This window comes from Streptomyces sp. NPDC047072, assembly GCF_040643855.1.
Classification (GTDB): domain Bacteria; phylum Actinomycetota; class Actinomycetes; order Streptomycetales; family Streptomycetaceae; genus Streptomyces.
This window is the reverse complement of the sequence record NZ_JBEYVC010000197.1, coordinates 1-19,735: the sequence shown is the minus strand read 5'-3', so window position 1 is coordinate 19,735 and position 19,735 is coordinate 1. Positions and strand designations below refer to the sequence as shown.

The 19,735-nt window shown below is 71.5% G+C and carries 17 protein-coding genes, 1 pseudogene and 1 riboswitch; of the genes and pseudogenes, 7 read left to right on the top strand and 11 right to left on the bottom strand.

The features are described 5' to 3' along the window. Nucleotides 1-96: 96 nt before the first annotated feature. Nucleotides 97-303: pseudogene (locus ABZ896_RS45385) on the top strand (DUF3071 domain-containing protein); the annotation flags it as partial. Between the two features lie 54 nt (nucleotides 304-357). On the opposite strand, the gene ABZ896_RS45380 reads toward ABZ896_RS45385, so the two are convergent. Continuing rightward, a complete protein-coding gene (locus tag ABZ896_RS45380; protein ID WP_360942708.1) occupies nucleotides 358-1,218 on the bottom strand; it encodes a sulfurtransferase in 861 nt (286 codons plus the stop codon). Between the two features lie 245 nt (nucleotides 1,219-1,463). Between ABZ896_RS45380 and ABZ896_RS45375 the strand changes: the two genes are divergently transcribed. Together ABZ896_RS45375 and ABZ896_RS45370 are read left to right on the top strand one after the other, a co-directional pair. Next, on the top strand, nucleotides 1,464-2,255 hold the full coding sequence (locus ABZ896_RS45375; protein ID WP_360942699.1) for a VOC family protein: 792 nt from the start codon (nucleotides 1,464-1,466) through the stop codon (nucleotides 2,253-2,255). 198 nt (nucleotides 2,256-2,453) lie between these two features. Continuing rightward, the gene (locus tag ABZ896_RS45370) at nucleotides 2,454-2,681 is read left to right on the top strand and encodes a hypothetical protein (RefSeq protein ID WP_360942696.1); all 228 of its coding nucleotides are present in this window, start codon (nucleotides 2,454-2,456) and stop codon (nucleotides 2,679-2,681) included. Here the strand turns inward: ABZ896_RS45370 and ABZ896_RS45365 are convergent. Genes ABZ896_RS45365 through ABZ896_RS45350 form a run of 4 tightly spaced genes read right to left on the bottom strand, consistent with a single transcriptional unit; the run spans nucleotide 2,671 to nucleotide 8,052 of the window. Next, entirely contained in the window at nucleotides 2,671-3,288 is a 618-nt protein-coding gene (locus ABZ896_RS45365) for a thymidine kinase (RefSeq protein ID WP_360942693.1), read from the bottom strand. The two genes, ABZ896_RS45370 and ABZ896_RS45365, sit on opposite strands and share 11 nt — an antisense overlap. 43 nt (nucleotides 3,289-3,331) lie before the next feature. Further along, nucleotides 3,332-4,531, bottom strand: a complete 1,200-nt coding sequence (locus tag ABZ896_RS45360; RefSeq protein WP_360942690.1) for a nucleotide pyrophosphatase/phosphodiesterase family protein — start codon at nucleotides 4,529-4,531, stop codon at nucleotides 3,332-3,334. Beyond that, nucleotides 4,531-5,127: a DUF5998 family protein gene (locus ABZ896_RS45355; protein WP_360942705.1), complete on the bottom strand. Its 597-nt coding sequence runs from the start codon at nucleotides 5,125-5,127 to the stop codon at nucleotides 4,531-4,533. Before ABZ896_RS45355 ends, ABZ896_RS45360 begins: the two co-directional genes overlap by 1 nt. Before the next feature lie 54 nt (nucleotides 5,128-5,181). After that, complete coding sequence (locus tag ABZ896_RS45350) at nucleotides 5,182-8,052, bottom strand: GNAT family N-acetyltransferase (RefSeq protein ID WP_360942687.1); 2,871 nt, start codon at nucleotides 8,050-8,052, stop codon at nucleotides 5,182-5,184. 197 nt (nucleotides 8,053-8,249) lie between these two features. On the opposite strand from ABZ896_RS45350, the gene ABZ896_RS45345 reads away from it, so the two are divergent. Next, the gene (locus ABZ896_RS45345; protein WP_067441040.1) at nucleotides 8,250-8,531 is read left to right on the top strand and encodes an HPr family phosphocarrier protein; all 282 of its coding nucleotides are present in this window, start codon (nucleotides 8,250-8,252) and stop codon (nucleotides 8,529-8,531) included. A gap of 139 nt (nucleotides 8,532-8,670) precedes the next feature. Here ABZ896_RS45345 and ABZ896_RS45340 read toward each other — a convergent pair whose 3' ends face one another. The 4 genes from ABZ896_RS45340 to ABZ896_RS45325 all read right to left on the bottom strand — a co-directional run bounded on the left by ABZ896_RS45340 (nucleotide 8,671) and on the right by ABZ896_RS45325 (nucleotide 13,390). Beyond that, a complete protein-coding gene (locus ABZ896_RS45340) occupies nucleotides 8,671-9,366 on the bottom strand; it encodes a GntR family transcriptional regulator (RefSeq protein WP_360942684.1) in 696 nt (231 codons plus the stop codon). 189 nt (nucleotides 9,367-9,555) lie between these two features. Beyond that, entirely contained in the window at nucleotides 9,556-10,308 is a 753-nt protein-coding gene (locus ABZ896_RS45335) for a M23 family metallopeptidase (RefSeq protein WP_360942681.1), read from the bottom strand. Nucleotides 10,309-10,320: 12 nt separating this feature from the next. Beyond that, nucleotides 10,321-10,471, bottom strand: a riboswitch (cyclic di-AMP (ydaO/yuaA leader). A gap of 190 nt (nucleotides 10,472-10,661) precedes the next feature. Continuing rightward, entirely contained in the window at nucleotides 10,662-12,050 is a 1,389-nt protein-coding gene (locus tag ABZ896_RS45330) for a pitrilysin family protein (RefSeq protein WP_360942678.1), read from the bottom strand. After that, nucleotides 12,047-13,390, bottom strand: coding sequence for a pitrilysin family protein (locus ABZ896_RS45325; RefSeq protein WP_360942702.1), 1,344 nt, complete (start codon nucleotides 13,388-13,390; stop codon nucleotides 12,047-12,049). Before ABZ896_RS45325 ends, ABZ896_RS45330 begins: the two co-directional genes overlap by 4 nt. Before the next feature lie 337 nt (nucleotides 13,391-13,727). Between ABZ896_RS45325 and ABZ896_RS45320 the strand changes: the two genes are divergently transcribed. Then, nucleotides 13,728-16,181 carry a DNA topoisomerase IV subunit A gene (locus ABZ896_RS45320; RefSeq protein ID WP_360942675.1) on the top strand — a complete coding sequence of 818 codons (2,454 nt, stop codon included), beginning with the start codon at nucleotides 13,728-13,730 and terminating at the stop codon, nucleotides 16,179-16,181. Here ABZ896_RS45320 and ABZ896_RS45315 read toward each other — a convergent pair. Next, nucleotides 16,178-17,245 (bottom strand): GTP-binding protein, encoded by a 1,068-nt coding sequence (locus tag ABZ896_RS45315; RefSeq protein WP_360942672.1) that lies wholly within the window; start codon nucleotides 17,243-17,245, stop codon nucleotides 16,178-16,180. The genes ABZ896_RS45320 and ABZ896_RS45315 overlap by 4 nt on opposite strands. A 323-nt stretch (nucleotides 17,246-17,568) precedes the next feature. Here ABZ896_RS45315 and ABZ896_RS45310 point away from each other — a divergent pair, with 323 nt between their 5' ends. Continuing rightward, the gene (locus ABZ896_RS45310; RefSeq protein WP_360942669.1) at nucleotides 17,569-18,123 is read left to right on the top strand and encodes a DUF6082 family protein; all 555 of its coding nucleotides are present in this window, start codon (nucleotides 17,569-17,571) and stop codon (nucleotides 18,121-18,123) included. 300 nt (nucleotides 18,124-18,423) lie between these two features. Then, the gene (locus ABZ896_RS45305) at nucleotides 18,424-18,663 is read left to right on the top strand and encodes a hypothetical protein (protein ID WP_360942666.1); all 240 of its coding nucleotides are present in this window, start codon (nucleotides 18,424-18,426) and stop codon (nucleotides 18,661-18,663) included. Nucleotides 18,664-18,825: 162 nt separating this feature from the next. Here the strand turns inward: ABZ896_RS45305 and ABZ896_RS45300 are convergent. After that, nucleotides 18,826-19,735: citrate/2-methylcitrate synthase (locus tag ABZ896_RS45300; RefSeq protein WP_360942663.1), on the bottom strand; the 910-nt coding region annotated here is incomplete at its 5' end.

The window sequence follows — 19,735 nt, the reverse complement described above, 5'->3', positions numbered from 1 at the left end:
CCTCTTCGGCCTCGACCGCGACCTCGGCACGGTCGAGCAGGGCCGGCGCGCCGACCTGACCGTCATCGACGGCGACCCCTTCACGGACTTCACCAGGCGGAGGAGCCGCCGGCTCCCGCGGCCTCGGCCGGCTCCGCCTACGCGGACGTCCTGATGCCGCGTTCGGTGAGCGCCCACCGGGACCGTCTGATCGGCGCCACCGACCGCCAGGCTGAGGCCGACGGCGTCCGCCCGGGCCGCCGTGCGGCGGTCCCGAGCTGGGACGAGATCGTGTTCGGGACCCGGCGCAAGAAGCAGGAGTAGTCCGTCGTACGACGATCAGGGCCGCGCTCGTCGAGCGCGGCCCTGTTTGTCACGTCACTGCGGGTCGGGGCCCACCGCCACCGGCCGCTCCGGGTCCGAGGACCACTCGGACCACGAACCGACGTACAGCGCCGCGTCCACACCCGCGACCGCCAGCGCGAGCACCTGGTGGGCGCCGGAGACCCCGGAGCCGCAGTAGACGCCGACCTCGGTGCCGCCGTCGGCGCCCAGGGACTTGAAGCGGGCGGCCAGGTCCTCGGCGGGGCGGAAACGGCCGTCGGGGCCCACGTTGTCGGTGGTCGGCGCGGAGCGGGCGCCCGGGATGTGGCCGCCGACCCGGTCGATCGGCTCGACCTCGCCGCGGTACCGCTCCCCCGCGCGGGCGTCCAGCAGCACACCGCTGCGGGCCAGCGCCGCGGCGGCGTCCGCGTCCAGGAGGCCCGTCGCGCCCGGCACCGGTTCGAAGTCGCCCTCGGCGGGGGCCGGACCCGGCACAGAGGACTGGAGCTGTCCCTCCCAGGAGGGCAACCCGCCGTCGAGGACCCGCACGTCCGGGTGACCCGTCCAGCGCAGCAGCCACCACGCGCGGGCGGCCGCCCAGCCCTGTCCGCCGTCGTACACGACGACCGGCCTGGCCGCGGAGACACCCGCCCGGCGCATCGCGGCTCCGAACACCGCGAGGTCGGGCAACGGGTGGCGACCGCGGCCGACGGACGGGCCCGCCAGCTCCTTGTCCAGGTCGACGAAGACCGCGCCGGGGAGGTGGCCGGCCGCGTACGCGGCCCGGGCGTCGAAAGGCGCCTGGGTGCCGGGGACGCTCAACTGCCAGCGGACGTCGAGCAGGACCGGCGGGTTGGCCCCCGCCAGGTCGCTCACGAGTTCGGATGCGGAGATGATGGCGTTCATGGCCACCATCCTTGCGCACGGGGTGGCCGCCTCCTCCATGTCCGGCTACTCTGCTCCGCCGGACAGGCCCGGTCACGAGGCGTACGGGATCGGGCACATGCTGTACAGCCGACGGCCGTCCGTGGGCGCCGTACGGGCATCCCGCGGGCGGCGCGCCCGGAGCGCGCGTGGGCGCCGGTGGTGCGAGCATCGGCACGGAGATCCGGACGGCGGACGCGACACGGCCACCAAGAGAGGCCGAGGAGAGAGTGACGATGACCGGGACACAGGGGTCGGCCGCCCCGCACGCTCGGCACACACCCGGCACGCCCTGCTGGGTGAGCCTGATGGTGCACGGGGTGGCCACGACCCAGGAGTTCTACGGGTCGCTGTTCGGCTGGGAGTTCGTGCCGGGACCGCAGCAGCTCGGGCCGTACGTGCGGGCGCTGCTGGACGGCGAGGACGTCGCCGGGATCGGCCAGTTGCCGCCGGACCGGCATCTGCCCATCGCCTGGACGCCGTATCTCGCCTCCGACGACGTGGACCTGACGGCCGAGACGGTACGGCTGTGCGGCGGCACGGTCGGGGTGGGGCCGCTGGACGCCGGGGAGGCGGGGCGGCTGGTGATCGGCTCCGACCCGGCGGGCGCGGTGTTCGGCGTGTGGCAGGCGGCGGGGCATCTGGGCACGTCGGTCACGGGGGTGCCGGGGACTCCCGTCTGGCACGAGCTGGTGACCTTCGAGTCGGCGAGTGTGGCCAAGTTCTACGAAACGGTGTTCGACTACGCGGAGGAGCCGGTCGTCTCCGCCGACTCCGACGACGTGACGCTCCTTGCCGACGGCCGCCCGGTCGCCGGCATCCACGGCGCCGGCACGGCCCTGCCCCGCGACCGGGGGCCGCACTGGATGACGTACTTCCAGGTGGCCGACGCGGACGCCACGACCCACCTTCTGGTGGACCTCGGCGGCCACGTCCTGACCCCACCCCGCGACACCCCCCACGGCCGCGCCTCCACGGTCTCGGACCCGGAGGGCGCCCGCTTCTCCCTCCTGGAACTCCCCCACTGACCAGTCCCGGCTCGCCGTACAGGCGGACGATGGTCGTATCTGCTGCTCCGGACACCGGGTTTGGACGCCGACGGGGATGTCGGGGACATGTTGAGCCTGACCGGGCTTCAAGGGGGGCGAGGAGCTGGACGTGACCGTAACGAAGGTCGTCGATCCGGCGCGGGCGGAGAACTCCCTGTTCAAACCGGACCCGGGGCCGTGATCGACCAGGACGACCAGCGGTTCAGCGCGTCGCTCTTCGAGACCACGACGGCGGGGCCGGAATTCCCCGGCAGTGTCACCATCCGCCCTGGCTCGTCGGCCCGTGGCTACCTCACCTTCGAGGTCCCCGACGGCTCCCGGGTCGTGGCTGTGCAGTTCTCGATGGACAGCGGCTTCTCCGACGACGTAGGCGAATGGACCGTGCGCCCCGCCCTCAGGTCGTGACCGACTCCGACACGCTCGTCATGCGGTGGCGGTGGTGGCGGCGGCACAGGACCTCGTAGCCGACTTCCTCGGCGGGGCGGTTGACGTCGCCGACGACGACCTGTTCGCCCTCGACGACCATCTCGCCGCCCACCGTACGGGCGTTGTGCGTGGCGCGGGCGCCGCACCAGCACATGGCCTCGACCTGGAGCGTCTCTATGCGGTCCGCGAGTTCGATGAGCCGCTGGGAGCCGGGGAACAGCTTGGTGCGGAAGTCGGTGGTGATGCCGAACGCGTAGACGTCGAGGCCGAGATCGTCGACGGCGCACGCCAACTGGTCGATCTGCTCCGGCGCCAGGAACTGCGCCTCGTCGACGATGAGGTAGTCGACCTTGCGGCCCGCCTCCAACTCGGCGACGACATAGGCGTACAGGTCCATGCCGACCCCCGCCTCGACCGCCTCCGTCACGAGACCGAGCCGCGAGGACAGCTTCCCCTCCCCCGCGCGGTCGTCGCGGGTGAAGATCACGCCCTGGAGACCGCGTGCCGAGCGGTTGTGCTCGATCTGGAGAGCCAGCGTGGACTTCCCGCAGTCCATGGTTCCGGAGAAGAACACCAGCTCGGGCATGGTGAGTCGAGCACCTTTCGGCGAAGGGGGGACAGGACGGGCTTCAGGAGCGTACTTCGAGCAGCGGGACCAGCTGCTCGGCGGGGGTCATCGAACCGTGGTTGCCGACCATCGCCGACTCCTTCGGCTCCCGCTCGGAGGCGATGAGGAGGACGTCGTCGCGCGCGGCGGCGACCACGTCGCCGATCCGGTCGTACACCCGCTCGTCGAAGCCGTCCGGCGGCCCGAACCAGCCCGCGGCGATCGCCTCCTCGCGCGAGGCGACCCAGAACTGCTCGCCGAGCACCTCGCGCCAGCAGGTCAGGACGTCACCCGCGGCGCCCGGCACGGCGTACACATGGCGGGCCCGGCCCTCGCCGCCCAACAGGGCGACCCCGGCGCGCAGTTCCCAGTCCTCGTCGAAGTCGATGCGGTGCTGCTCGTCGAAGGGGACGTCGATCATGCCGTGGTCGGCGGTGACGTACAGCGCGCTGCGCGGGGGCAGTTGCTCGGCGAGGCGCTGGACGAGCCGGTCGACGTACATCAACTGCCCGCGCCAGGTGTCGGAGTCGACGCCGAAGCGGTGGCCCGCGCCGTCGACCTCGGCGTAGTACGTGTAGACCAACGAGCGGTCGCCCTCGGCCAGTTGCCGGGCCGCGAGGTCCATGCGGTCCTCGCCGGACAGTCGCCCGTGGAACGTTCCGCCGCTCAGCGCGACCTTGGTCAGCGGGGTGTTCTGGAAGGTGGGCGAGGAGACCTGGGCCGCGTGCACCCCTGCCCGGTCGGCGATTTGGAAGACGGTGGGGTACGGCTGCCAGACGTGCGGCGCGGTCCAGGGCTGCCAGCGCAGCTGGTTCATCAGCTCGCCGGTGGCCGGGTTGCGCACGGTGTAGCCGGGCAGGCCGTGCGCTCCCGGTGGCTTGCCGGTGCCGACGGAGGCCAGGGAGGTCGCGGTGGTCGCCGGGTAGCCGGTCGTCAGCGGGCGGCCGGTGCCGCCGCGCGAGGTGGGGATCAGCGAGGTCATGAAGGGCGCCTCGTCCGGGTGCGCCCTCAGCTGCTCCCAGCCGAGCCCGTCGATCAGGAACACGCAGTTCCGGTCGGCGGGCGTGAGTTCGGTGATCGCCGCGGTCGTGCCCGGTACGGCCATGCCGGCGGCGAGCGTGGGCAGCAGGTCGGCGAGGGAGCCGCTGCCGTACTCGGGGACGGGGGCGGTGTCGAGGGCGAGGGGTTCCGGGTGGTCCCAGGCGGAGGCGGGCTGCGCCATCAGCGGGTGACGTCCGCGGTCGCCTCGGAGATCGCCTGGGCGAAGGCGAGCGCCTGGCGCACGGTGTCCGGGCCGTCCCCGGCCTCGCTGACGCGCAGGCTCAGGTCGTCGGCCGTGGAGTTGCCCGTGTAGCCGTGGTCCGCCTCGCAGTTGGGGTCGCCGCAGGCCGCGGGCTCCAGGTCGATGCGGGAGACGGCGCCCCAGCCGATGGTCAGCACGACCTCGCGGGGCAGGGTGCCCGGCTGGTACTGCTCCGGGTTGGCGACGACACGGCTGATCACGACGGACGAGATCCGGCCGAGCTTCACGGACTCGGTGGAGGTGGTGGCGTACGGCGTCGGCGACGTGCTGTCGGCGGCCTGCTCATCGGTGTGGCTGACGATGAAGCGGTTGCCGGTGAGGACCAGCACGGTCACATGCCGCCGCACCTCGTTCTGGTCGAACGTCGTCTCCTGGTGGACCAGGTACGACCTGATGGAGTCACCGCCGACGGCGGCCTCCACCGCCTCCGCCACGAGGGCGGGGTAGTAGCCGCTGCGCTCGATCGCCGCGCGCAGCCCCTGGGTCGTCGTACTGGTCTTGGCCATGACGTCCATCCTACGGGGGCGCACTGACTGCGAGGCACCGGTCGCGGCCGGTCAGTACACGCGTCAGTACGCGGGGAGCGTGCGCGGGCCGAGGTCGTCGCGGGCGGGCGGCGGGGCGAGCCGTACGGAGGCGCCGAGGACGCTCAGGCCGCGCTGGGCGACGACGACCGGCTCCAGGGTGACCGCGACGACCTCGGGATGGTCGTCGACCAGCCGGGACACCCGCAGCAACAGCTCTTCCAGGGCGGGTGTGTCGACGGGGGCGGAGCCGCGCCAGCCGAACAGGAGGGGGGCCGTCCGGATCGACCGGACCAGAGAGGCGGCTTCTCGGTCGGTGACCGGAATCAGCCGGTGCCCGGTGTCGCCGAGCAGCTGCGAGGCGGCCCCGGCGAGCCCGAAGGTCAGCACCGCGCCGGCGGCCGGGTCGATGACCGCCCTGATCACCGTGTCCACCCCGCGCGGGGCCATCCCCTGGACCACGGGCCGCAGTTCGTCGGGGGTGCCGAAGAACTCGGCGAGTTCGGCGTACGCCCGCCGCAGCTGCTCCTCGTCGGCGAGGTCCAGGCGTACGCCGCCGAGGTCGGCGCGGTGGCGCAGGTGCGGGGCGGTGGCCTTGAGGGCGACCGGGTAGCCGAGGGTGCGGGCGGCCGCGACGGCGGCGTCGGGGGTGGAGGCGGGCAGGGCGCGGTGGACCTGGACGCCGTACTTGCCGAGCAGTTCACAGGTGTCCTCGGCGGCGAGGGTGAGGCCCTGCCCGCGCGTGAGCAGCCCGTCGATCAGCGCGGCGGCGCCCTTCTCGTCGATGGCCGCGTCGATGGACTCGGGAACCTTGCCGGGCTCGGCCGCCTCGCGTCGCCATTGGGCGTACTGGACGGCGTCGGCGAGGGCCTTCACGGCGCGCTCGGCGGCGGGGTAGGCGGGGATGAGGCGAGGGGCGTTCTCCGGGGCGGGCGGCTCCTCGGGGGCCGGGACGGCGCGGAGCCGGTCCAGGGCGCGGAAGGGGTGGTCGGCACGGATCGCCGCCGGGCCGGTGGCGGCCTGCGGTGCCGTGCTCGTCGCCGCCGACAGGGCCTCCGCGAGGCCGCCCAGCTCGACGTGGACCACCAGCACCGGCTTGCCCGGCACCCGCTCGGCGGCCGAGCGCAGCGCCTCCGCCAGCGCCGCGTCCCCGGTGGACCCGGCCGGGCCGGACGCCTCGGCGATGCCCTCCCCGACGGCCGGGATCGCCGTCACGACCACCGCGTCGCAGGAGTCGTCCGCCAACGCGCGCGCGAGGGCCGCGTGGAAGTCCTCCGGTGTGGCCGCCGTCGTCAGGTCCAGCGGGTGCGTCGGCCTGAGGTCCTCGGCCACGCACGCGTCGTACGTCAGCAGCCCGAGCGACTCGGAGTTGCCGAGGATCGCCACCCGGGGTCCTGCGGGCAGCGGCTGGCGGGCGAGCAGCAGGCCGGTATCGACCAGTTCGGTGATGGTGTCCACGCGGATCACGCCGGCCTGCCGCAGCAGCGCCGACACGGTGGCGTGCGGCAGCCGGGTCGCGCGGACGGCGTGTCCCTGCGGGGCGGTTCCCGCGCCCTGCACGACGACCAGCGGCTTCGCCGCCGCCGTACGCCGGGCGAGGCGGGTGAACTTGCGGGGGTTGCCGATGGACTCCAGGTACATGAGGACGACGTCGGTGTCGGGGTCCTCGTACCAGTACTGGAGGACGTCGTTGCCGGAGACGTCCGCGCGGTTGCCGGAGGAGACGAAGGTGGACACGCCGGTGACGCCGGTGACCCCGCCGCCGCGCCGGTGCAGCCGGGAGAGCAGGGCGATGCCGATGGCGCCGGACTGGGCGAACAGGCCGATCCGGCCGGGGCGGGGCGCCTCGGGGGCGAGCGAGGCGTTCAGCCGGACGTCCGCCGAGGTGTTGATGATCCCGAAGGCGTTCGGCCCGATGATCCGCATGCCGTACGCGCGCGCGTGCCGCACGAGTTCACGCTGGCGCTCGCGCCCGTCGGGACCGCTCTCGGCGTACCCGGCGGAGAGCACGACGAGGCCCTGCACGCCGTGGGCCCCGCAGTCGGCGACGACCTCGGGGACGTGCTCGGCGGGCACGGCGACGACCGCGAGGTCGACGGGGCCGTCGATGTCCCGCACCGAGCGGTGCGCGGGGATGCCGCCGAGTTCCTTCTGCCCCTCGGGGAACGCCTTGTTCACGGCGTACAGGCGGCCGGTGAAGCCGTAGTCCCGGATGTTGGTGAGCACGCTGCGGCCCACGCCGCCGGGGGTGCGGCCGACGCCGACGACGGCGACCGAGCCGGGGGCGAGCAGCCGCTGCACGGACCGCGACTCGGCGCGCTGCTCGCGCGCGTACTGCACGGCGAGCGAGCGGTCGGTGGGCTCCAGGTCGAACTCCAGGCGGACGACGCCGTCCTCGAAGCTGCGCTTCTGGGTGTACCCGGCGTCCGTGAACACCTTGATCATCTTCACGTTGGCGGGCAGCACCTCGGCGGCGAAGCGCCGGATGCCGCGCTCGCGGGCGACGGCCCCGATGTGTTCGAGCAGGGCGGAGGCGACACCGCGCCCCTGGTGGGCGTCCTGGACGAGGAAGGCGACCTCGGCCTCGTCGGCCGGGGACGACGCGGGCATTCCGTCGGCGCCGATCCGGTCGTAGCGTACGGTGGCGATGAACTCGCCGCCGACCGTGGCGGCGAGACCCACCCGGTCCACAAAGTCGTGGTGCGTGAAGCGGTGGACGTCCTTGGCGGACAGGCGAGGGTAGGGCGCGAAGAAGCGGTAGTACTTCGACTCGTCCGAGACCTGCTCGTAGAAGCTGACGAGGCGATCGGCGTCGTCGACGGTGATGGGCCGGATGCGTGCGGTGCCGCCGTCGCGCAGCACCACGTCGGCCTCCCAGTGGGCGGGGTACTCGTGCCGGTCCGACGCGCTCTGCATGGGCCCCAGAGTACGGCTCGCGTACGACAACGGCGCGAGGCAGCCTGTGGAGAACGCGCGCGGGCGCGCAAGGACGGAGGTCGGGCCGAGGCCGCGGTCCGACCGCCTGCCCCGGAAGGGACTTCGGGCCCCTCCGGAGTGGCTTCATGTGTGGGAAACTGGTCTAGACAACCCTGAACACCGAAGGGCAGCATCACATGGCTGAGCGCCGCGTCAACGTCGGCTGGGCCGAGGGCCTCCACGCCCGCCCCGCTTCCATCTTCGTCCGGGCCGCCACGGCCGCAGGTATCCCGGTGACGATCGCCAAGGCCGACGGCAACCCCGTCAACGCGGCCTCCATGCTGGCGGTCCTGGGCCTGGGCGCCCAGGGCGGCGAGGAGATCGTCCTCGCCTCCGACGCGGAGGGCGCGGACGTGGCCCTCGACCGGCTCGCGAAGCTCGTCTCCGAGGGACTCGAGGAACTGCCCGAGACCGTCTGAGCAACGCACACGCAAAAAAGCACCGAGGGGCTCGTCCGAATTATCGGGCGGGCCCTTCGCATTTCCCTCGCGCACCACTCTCGCGGGCAGCAGAAATAATCCCCCGCGAATTTCCCCCTCTTTGTATACGGCGCCCGTGTTAATGCCGCAGACCGGTCACGTTTACAGAATGTTGCGAGGTCCTCACACGCTCCGCGCGGTCGCCGCCCCCGGGGAACCGCGGCCGGTGCGCGGCGCCCGAGCGCTCGGTGTGCAGCGCCGTGATCGCCCGCGCGCGCTCGCCGTCCCCGCGTGCCACCGCGTCCACGATCGCGCCGTGCTCCGCCCAGGACTCCACCGGGTTGGCGGGCGCGTCCACGACGTACATCCAGGCGATCTTGTGGCGCAGCTGGGTCAGCAGGGAGGACAGCGCGGGGCTGCCCGAGGCCTGGGCGAGCGTCTCGTGGAACCAGCCGCCCAAGGAGCGCAGATCCTCGCTGTTGCCCCTCCTGGCCCGCTCCTGGCCCAGCCGGACCAGCCCGCGCAGCACCTTCAGATGGGCCTCGGTGCGACGCTGGGCGGCCCGTGCGGCGCCGAGCGGCTCCAGGAGCATGCGCATCTCCAGGAGGTCGGCACCCTCCTGCTCGGTCGGTTCGGCGACGCACGCGCCCGCGTGCCGCCGCGTCACCACGAAGCCCTCGGCCTCCAGGGTGCGCAGGGCCTCCCGGACGGGGACGCGGGAGACGCCGTAGCGGCGGGCGAGCAGTTCCTCGGTGAGCCGGCTCCCGCGCTCGTAGACACCCGCGACGATGTCGTCCCGGATCGCCGTGCATACCGAGTGCGCCGGAATACGCATGTCCGACCTCCGTCTTAATCCCCGTGAAACGTCGCCGATTGACGTGTGTTCCGTGACTCTATTGCAATGAGCCGGAATTTCCGATGCCGGGCCGGAATCCAGGGATATTTTTTGGACAGCGGGGGTCCCAAAACGACGAAAACCCCGGCCGGGGCGGCCGGGGCTCGTGATGGATCTCGCCGTACGTCGTCAGACGTTCACGCCGTGCGAGCGCAGGTAGGAGACGGGGTCGATGTCCGAGCCGTACTCGGGGGTGGTGCGGGCCTCGAAGTGCAGGTGCGGCCCGGTGACGTTGCCGGTCGCGCCGGAGAGGCCGATCTGCTGCCCGGGGGTGACCGACTGGCCGACCGAGACGCCGATGGACGACAGGTGGCCGTACTGGGTGTACGTGCCGTCGGCCATCCTGATCACGATCTGGTTCCCGTACGACCCTCCCCAGCCGGCCTCCACGACGGTGCCGCGGCCGACCGCGTGCACGGAGGTGCCGCTGGCCGCGTGGAAGTCGACGCCGGTGTGGCTGCCGGAGGACCACAGGGAGCCGCCGGTCTTGTAGCCGGTGGAGATGTACGAGCCGGAGATCGGGGCGACGAAGGCGTTGAGGCGCTTGCGCTCGGCCTCGCGGGCGGCGCGCTCCTTGGCCTCGCGCTCCTCCTTGGCGCGCTCGGCGGCCTTCTTCTTCGCGGCCGCCACGGCCGCCTTGTGCTCGGCGGCCTCCTGCTGGGCGGTGGCCTGGGCGTCGATCTGGGCGGCGACGGTGTCGCCGACGCTGATGACCGGAGTGAGGCCGGTCTGCTCGACGGAGTTCTCGGCGGCGAACGCGGGGGCGGCGATGGTGCCGATGACGCCGGTGGTGGCCAGGGCCGCGACTCCCGCCGCGCGGGCGGCGGTGCGCTTCATCCGGCCGGGACGTCGGTGCTTCCCGGTGGCGCAGGTGAACGCCATGTGGTGGCTGGTCCTTTCCTTCCCTCTCGCCTACCGGGTTAGCTGACGGGTTCGGAGCAGGAAGGTCTCCTACGGACGCGGGCGTCCGATTCACCCCAGGGACTGCGGATGGGTCCCCGGCTCCCCTGGCTCGCGCCAGACGGGGACTCGGCGATGACTGTCCGGTGCCGCGGATGCGGCGCGGTGCCTGACGGACAGCCCGGAAGACGCTAAGCGGGGGCTCTTCCCATCCCCAAACGGATCAAGGTCTTTGTTGCACATCCCACAGGGCAGACAGGCAACCTCCTCCTCAATTCGGACATCAAAGGGCCCTGGTGACGCTCCGGTCACCAGGGCCCCGCACGCGCGTGTGCCTACTCCGCGGAGACGACCTTGACCTCGCCGATGCCGAGGGCCTCGACGGGCGCCTTGATCTGCGCCGCGTCGCCGACCAGGACCGTCACCAGCCGGTCCACGGGGAAGGCGCTCACGGCGGCCGCGGTGGCCTCGACGGTGCCGGTCGCGGCGAGCTGCTGGTACAGCGTCGCCTGGTAGTCGTCCGGCAGGTGCTGCTCGACCTGGTCGGCCAGGGTGCTCGCCACGGCCGCCGCGGTCTCGTACTTGAGCGGCGCCACACCGACGAGGTTCTGTACGGCGACGTCCCGCTCGGCGTCGGTGAGACCGCCCTCGGCGAGCGTGCGCAGCACCGTCCACAGGTCTTGGAGCGCCGGGCCGGTGTTCGGGGTGTCCACGGAGCCGCTGATGGCGAGCATCGCCGCGCCCGAGCCGTCCGGGGCGGACCTGAGGACTTGCCCGAAGGCCCGTACGCCGTAGGTGTAGCCCTTCTCCTCGCGCAGGACGCGGTCCAGGCGGGAGGTGAGGGTGCCGCCGAGGCAGTAGGTGCCGAGCACCTGCGCGGGCCACACGCGCGCGTGCCGGTCGGCGCCGATACGGCCGATCAGGAGCTGGGTCTGGACGGCGCCGGGGCGGTCCACGATGACGACCCGGCCGGTGTCGTCGGCGGTCACCGGCGGCACGGGCCGCGGCTCGGCCGTGGAGCCGGTCCAGGAGCCGAGGGTGTCCGAGAGCAGCGCGTCGAGGTCGATGCCGGTGAGGTCGCCGACGACCACGGCGGTCGCGGTGGCGGGCCGGACGTGCTTCTCGTAGAAGGCGCGTACGGCGGCGGAGTCGATGTTCTCGACCGTCTCCTCGGTGCCCTGGCGCGGGCGCGAGACGCGAGAGTCGGCCGGGAACAGCTCCTTGGAGAGCTCCTTGGCGGCCCGGCGGGAGGGGCTGGCCAGCTCGTGCGGGATCTCGTCAAGGCGGTTGCGGACGAGGCGCTCGACCTCGCTGTCGGCGAACGCGGGCGCCCTGAGGGCGTCGGCGAGCAGACCGAGCGCCTTGGCGAGGCGGGAGGCCGGGACTTCGAGGCTGATCCGCACGCCGGGGTGGTCGGCGTGCGCGTCGAGGGTGGCGCCGCAGCGCTCCAGCTCGGCGGCGAACTCCTCGGCGGAGTGCTTGTCGGTGCCCTCGGAGAAGGCGCGCGCCATGATCGTGGCGACGCCGTCCAGGCCGGCCGGTTCGGCGTCCAGGGGCGCGTCCAGGAGGACCTCGACGGCGACGACCTGCTGGCCGGGGCGGTGGCAGCGCAGGACGGTCAGGCCGTTGCCGAGCGCTCCGCGCGTGGGGGCCGGAAAGGCCCAGGGCCGGGCCTCGCCGGCCTGGGGCTGGGGGTGGAAGTCCATCGCGGCGAGCTCGGTCACTGGGCCGCCTCCTCGTTCTCGTCCTGGTCGGCAGTGGCTTCGGGGGCGGTCGGTTCGTAGACCAGCACCGCGCGGTTGTCGGGACGCAGCTTGGCCTTGGCGACCGCCTGGACCTCCTCGGCGGTCACCTCCAGGACGCGCTGTACGGCGGTCAGGGCGAGCTGGGGATCGCCGAACAGGACGGCGAAGCGGCACAGTTCGTCGGCGCGGCCCGCGACGGTGCCGAGCCGGTCCAGCCACTCGCGCTCCAACTGGGCCTGGGCGCGCTCCATTTCCTCGGCCGTGGGGCCCTCCTCAGCGAACCGGGCGAGCTCCTCGTCGATGGCCGCCTCGATGACCGGCACCTCGACGTCCCCGGAGGTCTTGACGTCGAGCCAGCCCAGGGAGGGCGCTCCGGCGAGGCGCAGCAGGCCGAAGCCCGCCGCGACGGCCGTACGGTCGCGCCGTACGAGACGGTTGTAGAGGCGGGAGGACTCGCCGCCGCCGAGGACGGTGAGGGCCAGGTCGGCCGCGTCGGCCTCGCGGGTGCCGTCGTGGGGCAGCCGGTAGGCGGCCATCAACGCGCGCGCGGGGACCTCCTCCTCGACGACCTCGCGCAGCTGCTCGCCGATGACGTCGGGCAGGGTGCCGTCACGCGGGGGCTGCTTGCCGTCGTGGGAGGGGATGGAGCCGAAGTACTTCTCGATCCAGGCGAGCGTCTGCTCCGGGTCGATGTCGCCGACGACCGACAGGACGGCGTTGTTGGGCGCGTAGTACGTGCGGAAGAACGCGCGGGCGTCCTCCAGGGTGGCCGCGTCCAGGTCGGCCATGGAGCCGATGGGGGTGTGGTGGTAGGGGTGGCCCTCGGGGTAGGCGAGCGCGGTGAGCTTCTCGAAGGCGGTGCCGTAGGGGACGTTGTCGTAGCGCTGCCGGCGCTCGTTCTTGACGACGTCGCGCTGGTTCTCCATCGACTCGTCGTCGAGGGCGGCCAGCAGGGAGCCCATGCGGTCCGCCTCCAGCCAGAGGGCGAGCTCCAGCTGATGGGTCGGCATGGTCTCGAAGTAGTTGGTGCGTTCGAAGCTGGTGGTGCCGTTGAGCGAGCCGCCGGCGCCCTGGACCAGTTCGAAGTGGCCGTTGCCCTTGACCTGGGCGGAGCCCTGGAACATCAGGTGCTCGAAAAGGTGAGCAAGGCCGGTCCGGCCCTTGACCTCGTGGCGCGAGCCGACGTCGTACCAGAGGCACACCGCCGCGACCGGGGTCAGGTGGTCCTCGGAGAGCACCACGCGCAGGCCGTTGGCCAGGCGGTGCTCCGTTGCTGTCAGGCCTCCGGTGCCTGCCTGGTCTGTGGCCGTGTGACCCATGGGCATGTACGTCCCTTCGATCGCGGTCGCGGTCGTGGAAACCGCGGTTTGTAGAGCTGTTTTCCTGCCGGTCCTGCCACTGTATGCAAGCGTGCGGACGCCCGGCGAAGTTCCCGCCCGACGTACGCCCAGAGCGAGATCGCGTAGCCTGCGGGCATCCGTGAGCAAGGGGCTGTGCCGGCGCCTGGCCGGGCGGCTCCGCCGGGTCCTTGCCCGGACTGTCAGTGCCGCGGTCCACAATGGTCCGCGTCAGACTCCGTTCACGCCTCAGCAAGAGTGAGCCAAGGGCCGTTGTGGGACCCGTAGGCGAGCGACCAGAAAAGAGGAGCCGGCAGCGATGGCCCGCCGCAGCACGAAGACCCCGCCTCCCGACGACTCGTACGAGGAGCGGATCCTCGACATCGACGTCGTGGACGAGATGAAGGGCTCGTACCTCGAGTACGCGTACTCGGTCATCTACTCCCGCGCCCTGCCCGACGCCCGCGACGGCCTCAAGCCGGTGCACCGCCGGATCGTCTACCAGATGAACGAGATGGGCCTGCGCCCCGACCGCGGCTATGTGAAGTGCGCCCGCGTGGTCGGCGAGGTCATGGGCAAGCTGCACCCGCACGGCGACGCGTCGATCTACGACGCCCTGGTGCGCATGGCCCAGCCCTTCTCGATGCGCGTCCCGCTCGTCGACGGCCACGGCAACTTCGGCTCGCTGGGCAACGACGACCCGCCGGCCGCCATGCGGTACACCGAGTGCCGTGCCGCCGAGGCCGCGAGCCTGATGACGGAGTCCATCGACGAGGACACCGTCGACTTCTCGCCCAACTACGACGGCCAGGAGCAGGAGCCGGTCGCGCTGCCGGCCGCCTTCCCGAACCTGCTGGTCAACGGCTCCTCCGGGATCGCCGTCGGCATGGCCACCAACATGCCGCCGCACAACCTCACCGAGGTCATCGCGGCCGCCCGCCATCTGATCCGCTCCCCGGGCGCCGACCTGGACGCCCTGATGAAGCACATCCCGGGCCCCGATCTGCCCACCGGCGGCCGGATCGTCGGCCTCTCGGGCATCCGGGACGCGTACGAGACGGGCCGCGGCACCTTCAAGATCCGCGCCACGGTCGCGGTGGAGACGGTCACCGCGCGCCGCAAGGGCCTCGTCGTCACCGAACTGCCCTTCACGGTCGGCCCGGAGAAGGTGATCGCCAAGATCAAGGACCTGGTCGGCTCGAAGAAGCTCCAGGGCATCGCCGACGTCAAGGACCTCACCGACCGCGAGCACGGCCTGCGCCTGGTCATCGAGATCAAGAACGGCTTCGTGCCGGAGGCGGTCCTGGAGCAGCTGTACAAGCTGACGCCGATGGAGGAGTCCTTCGGCATCAACAACGTCGCACTGGTGGACGGCCAGCCGCTCACCCTGGGCCTCAAGGAGCTCCTGGAGGTCTATCTCGACCACCGCTTCGAAGTGGTGCGCCGCCGCAGCGAGTTCCGCCGCACCAAGCGGCGCGACCGGCTGCACCTGGTCGAGGGCCTGCTGACCGCCCTGGTCGACATCGACGAGGTCATCCGCATCATCCGCTCCAGCGACAACTCCGCGCAGGCGAAGGAACGCCTGATTGAGCGCTTCTCGCTGAGCGAGATCCAGACGCAGTACATCCTGGACACGCCCCTGCGGCGCCTGACCCGGTTCGACCGCATCGAGCTGGAGTCGGAGAAGGACCGGCTCAACGCGGAGATCGCGGAACTGACCCGGATCCTGGAGTCGGACACCGAGCTGCGCAAGCTGGTCTCCGCCGAACTGGCCGCGGTCGCCAAGAAGTACGGCGCCGAGCGGCGCACGGTCCTGCTGGAGGACGGCGCGACGGCTCCGGTGGCCGCCGTACCGCTCCAGGTGGCGGACGACCCGTGCCGGGTGCTGCTGTCCTCGACGGGACTGCTCGCCCGTACGGCCAACGGCGAGCCGTTCCCCGAGGAGGCCGCCGGGAAGCGCGCCAAGCACGACGTGATCGTCTCGGCGGTGCCGGCCACCGCGCGGGGCGAGATCGGCGCGGTGACCTCGGCGGGCCGCCTGCTGCGGCTGAACGTGATCGACCTCCCGCAGCTCCCGGAGTCGAGCGCGAACCTCTCAGGCGGGGCCCCCTTGGCGGAGTTCCTCTCCCTGGAGGACGGCGAGACGCTGGTCTGCCTGATCACGCTCGACGAGTCCTCCCCCGGCCTGGCGCTCGGCACCGAACAGGGTGTCGTCAAGCGGGTGGTCCCCGACTACCCGACCAACAAGGAGGAGTTGGAGGTCATCACGCTCAAGGAGGGAGACCGGATCGTCGGCGCGGTCGAGCTGCGCACCGGTGAGGAGGACCTGGTCTTCATCACCGACGACGCGCAACTGCTGCGCTACCAGGCCTCCCAGGTCCGTCCGCAGGGCCGTCCGGCGGGCGGTATGGCGGGCATCAAGCTCACCGAGGGCGCGAAGGTCATCTCCTTCACCGCGGTGGACCCGGCGGCCGACGCGGTCGTCTTCACGGTCGCGGGCTCGCGCGGCACGCTCGACGACTCCGTCCAGACGACGGCCAAGCTGACCCCGTTCGACCAGTACCCGCGCAAGGGCCGGGCCACCGGCGGTGTGCGCTGCCAGCGGTTCCTGAAGGGCGAGGACTGCCTGTCCCTGGCCTGGGCGGGCGCCGTCCCGGCCCGCGCGGCGCAGAAGAACGGCACCCCGGCCGAACTCCCGGAGATCGACCCGCGCCGCGACGGCTCGGGCGTGTCGCTGCCGAAGACGGTGTCGGTGGTGGCGGGGCCGGTCTAGAACGCCTCTTCGGATCCCGGTACGTAACGAAGGACGCCCCACATGCCGTGCTCGTCGGCGTGTGGGGCGTTCGCGTCCGCCTTGCACACCTCCAGCTCCTTGCCGAGGGCGGCGGCGTCGATGCCGGAGCCGATGAGGACGAGCTGGGTGAGGCGGTCGTCGCCCGCGCCCCACGGCTCGGGATAGAACCGCAGGAAGCGGCCGACGGCGTGCACGGCGTACCGGTTCCGGACGTCGTACGGCCCGAAGTCGACGTACCCCTTGATCCGGTACAGCCCTTCGGGGCGGCTGTCGAGGAAGGTCATCAACCGGCGGGGGTCCATGGGTACTTCGGAGGTGAAGGACAGGCTGTCGTAGGCGGTGTGTAGATGGTCCGCGTGGTCGTGCTCGTCGGCGTCGGCGTGGTCGTGGAGGTCGTCGAAGGAGAGTTGCCCGATGCGCTCCTCGCTCGGCCGACAGTCGAAGAGGAACTCCGGGTCGATACGGCCGTAGGTGGCCGGCACGACGGCGGCGCGGTCGACGAGGGACCCGACGGCGGCGAGAACACGCTCGGCGTCTGCATCCGTCGCCCTGTCCAGCTTGTTGACGACGACGAGGTCGGCGAGGGCGAGATGCCGGTCGATCTCGGGGTGCCTGGCGCGGGTGTCGTCGAACTCGACGGCGTCGACGACCTCGACGAGGCCGCCGTAGACGATCCCGGGCTGCTCGCTGGCGAGCACCATGCGCACGAGCTCCTGCGGCTCGGCGAGTCCGCTGGCCTCGATGACGATCACGTCGATGCCGGTGTCGGGGTGGGCGAGCCTGGCCAGGTAGCCGTCCAGTTCGCTGACGTCGACGGCGCAGCACAGGCAGCCGTTGCCGAGGGACACGGTGGAGTCGCCGAGCGCGCCGGCGACGGCCATCGCGTCGATCTCGATGGCGCCGAAGTCGTTGACGACGGCTCCGATACGGCTGCCGCCGCTGCGGTGGAGGAGATGGTTGAGAAGGGTGGTCTTGCCGGAACCCAGGAATCCGGCCAGGACGACGACCGGGATCTGCCGGGTGTTCCCGCTCGGCTGACGCAACGTGCGACCTCTTTCACACTGCCGTGTGCGCCGGATCGCGGCCCCGGCGCACATCCGGGGTTGGAATGCCGGACCAGGATACGAGCCGGAACAATGCCCTCGAAGTGAACGATTGTTAGCGGCGCTTGCGGGGCAGACGTTGGGCAAGGCGCCGGTTCGTGCGACCCTCGCTTCCCTCCGTGCGCCTCCTCTCCGCCTCCCCCGCCGATCAGAGCCGCTCGGCACCCTGGGAGACGGCAAGCGCCGCCCATCGCTCGCCGGTCCCCTCCAGTCGACCCGCACCCCGACGACCGGCGGAACGGCCGCCTGAATCGGGGGTTGACATGGCCACACGGAAGCGCGGAATACGCGGACTGAGTTCCACGGCTGCGGCCGGGCTCGGCGTGGCCATCGGCGCCCTTGCCGCCATGGCCACGCAGCACCACGAGCTCAAGGCCCTGCGCATACGCCTGGAGGACCTGGAGGAGCACGCCCACAGCCAGCGGCACACCAACCTGGCCAACCAGCAGCGCCAGCACTGGGAGTTGCTCAGCAAGGCGATCGACGACCCCGATCTCGCCCAGGTGCTGGACCTCTACGAGGAACCCGTCTCGCCCAAACAACGCCGCCAGTACCTCTTCGCAAACGTTCTCTATACCAATCTGCTCTTCTACTACCGCATTGGGAACATAACCCGAGAAGAATTCTTCGGAAGTGTTCGAGGGATGTTCCAGAACCCGATCGTGCGCGAATACTGGTATGCCACCAGGCAGCAGCGCGCAAGCATCGCGAACTCCGAAGAGGCGGAACTCGGACTGATGATCGACGAGCTGTTGCGCCAACTGGAAGACGCGGACACCGAGGCATGGTGGGTCGTAGGGGAACTGCCGGATCAATAACGGTTGCCCGCCTTGGTGAGAAATGTAAACTCAGACATCCTTCGCCCCTTCTTGCGCGGATTCACCCCGGCGCCCGCACCTGCACATCACACCAACGGGCGATAACGGATGAATAAAGCGACGCGTTCTTCGAGAGGAATGAGGTTGACTACTGCGCGACCGCGCAAGGAGTTGACCACCACAAGGATTCGTCGCTCCACGCCGCCCGGCGGTCGAGGCCCAGCCCTACAGGGATGCAATCGCGCCGCGCAGCAGTCGTGCGCAGGCGCTTGTGCCTTGAGACCAGTAGGGAAATCAAAAGTGAGTCAGATCGTCCGTCGCCTCGGCGCTTCTCCACGCGAACGAGGCAGCACCACCGGGGCAACCTGCCCGGATATTTTCGAATTGGCCGACGGGAACTTCGCCATCATCGGTACGGACGTGACCGACTCACTCGACTCACAACTCCCGCCCGATGCCGCCCGCGCCGACTACGAGCGCATCGTGGTGATTACCCGGGAGACATTGCTGAGAGCCAAGGCAGACATTCCCGACGCGTGACGGATCGAGCCGTACGGTCTCTCCCCTCGTCGAAGTCGTCGGCAGAGCGTTGATGCGGCGCCCCGGGCTCGGTACCTGTCTTGGTACCGAGCCTTTCCGCTTCCCGGGAGCAGGTCTCCGGGCGACCGGCGTGCGCCGAGACCGCGGCACCGAAACGCTGGCTCACCCCATCGCCGGCACCGCCACCGGCGCCTCCACCCCCACATACCGCGCCACCGGCCGGATGATCTTCGGGTCCGCCGCCTGTTCGAGGATGTTGGCACTCCAGCCCACCGCGCGTGCCGCCGCGAAGGTGGGAGTGAACATCTCGCGCGGGAGACCGCAGAGTTCCATGACGACGCCCGCGTAGAACTCGACGTTGGTGTGCAGTTCGCGGCCCGGCTTGAGTTCGGCGAGGATCGCCTCGACCTGGCGCTCGACCTCGACGGCGAACTCGACCCGGGGGCCGCCGAACCGCCCGGCGATCTCACGGAGCATCCGGGACCGCGGGTCCTCCGTCCGGTAGATCGCGTGTCCGAAGCCCATGATGCGGTCGCCGGCGAGTACCCGTGCGCGGATCCACGGGTCGATGCGGTCGGGGGTGCCGATCGCGTCCAGGGTGTCCAGCGCCCGGCTGGGCGCACCCCCGTGCAGCGGCCCGGACAGCGCCCCGACGGCCCCCACGAGACACGCCGCCACATCCGCCCCGGTCGACGCGATGACCCGCGCCGTGAAGGTTGATGCGTTGAAGCCGTGATCAATGGTTGAGATCAAGTACTGCTCGACCGCCCGCGCCCGCCGCGGTTCCGGCTCCGAACCCGTCAGCATGTAGAGGTAGTTCGCCGCGTAGGAGAGGTCCTCGCGCGGCTCGACGGGCTCCAGCCCGCCGCCCAGGCGGTGCAACGCGGTCAGCAGCGTCGGCACCGCCGCGGCCGCCACGAGGGTGTCCGCGCGCCTCCGGTCCCGGTCGATGTCGTACACCGGCCGGAACCCCTTCGCCGCACCGAGCAGCGGCCACGCCACCATGGTGGCGACTTCACGGGCGTTGGCGCGGATCGGGGCCGGGCCGAAGGCGGTCGCGGCACGCGCCAGC

Coding starts and splice junctions, on each gene's coding strand:
- ABZ896_RS45380 (WP_360942708.1), bottom strand. CDS start 1,218: ATGGTGGCCATGAACGCCATCATCTCCGCATCCGAACTCGTGAGCGAC.
- ABZ896_RS45375 (WP_360942699.1), top strand. CDS start 1,464: ATGACCGGGACACAGGGGTCGGCCGCCCCGCACGCTCGGCACACACCC.
- ABZ896_RS45365 (WP_360942693.1), bottom strand. CDS start 3,288: ATGCCCGAGCTGGTGTTCTTCTCCGGAACCATGGACTGCGGGAAGTCC.
- ABZ896_RS45360 (WP_360942690.1), bottom strand. CDS start 4,531: ATGGCGCAGCCCGCCTCCGCCTGGGACCACCCGGAACCCCTCGCCCTC.
- ABZ896_RS45355 (WP_360942705.1), bottom strand. CDS start 5,127: ATGGACGTCATGGCCAAGACCAGTACGACGACCCAGGGGCTGCGCGCG.
- ABZ896_RS45350 (WP_360942687.1), bottom strand. CDS start 8,052: ATGCAGAGCGCGTCGGACCGGCACGAGTACCCCGCCCACTGGGAGGCC.
- ABZ896_RS45345 (WP_067441040.1), top strand. CDS start 8,250: ATGGCTGAGCGCCGCGTCAACGTCGGCTGGGCCGAGGGCCTCCACGCC.
- ABZ896_RS45340 (WP_360942684.1), bottom strand. CDS start 9,366: ATGCGTATTCCGGCGCACTCGGTATGCACGGCGATCCGGGACGACATC.
- ABZ896_RS45335 (WP_360942681.1), bottom strand. CDS start 10,308: ATGGCGTTCACCTGCGCCACCGGGAAGCACCGACGTCCCGGCCGGATG.
- ABZ896_RS45325 (WP_360942702.1), bottom strand. CDS start 13,390: ATGGGTCACACGGCCACAGACCAGGCAGGCACCGGAGGCCTGACAGCA.
- ABZ896_RS45320 (WP_360942675.1), top strand. CDS start 13,728: ATGGCCCGCCGCAGCACGAAGACCCCGCCTCCCGACGACTCGTACGAG.
- ABZ896_RS45310 (WP_360942669.1), top strand. CDS start 17,569: ATGGCCACACGGAAGCGCGGAATACGCGGACTGAGTTCCACGGCTGCG.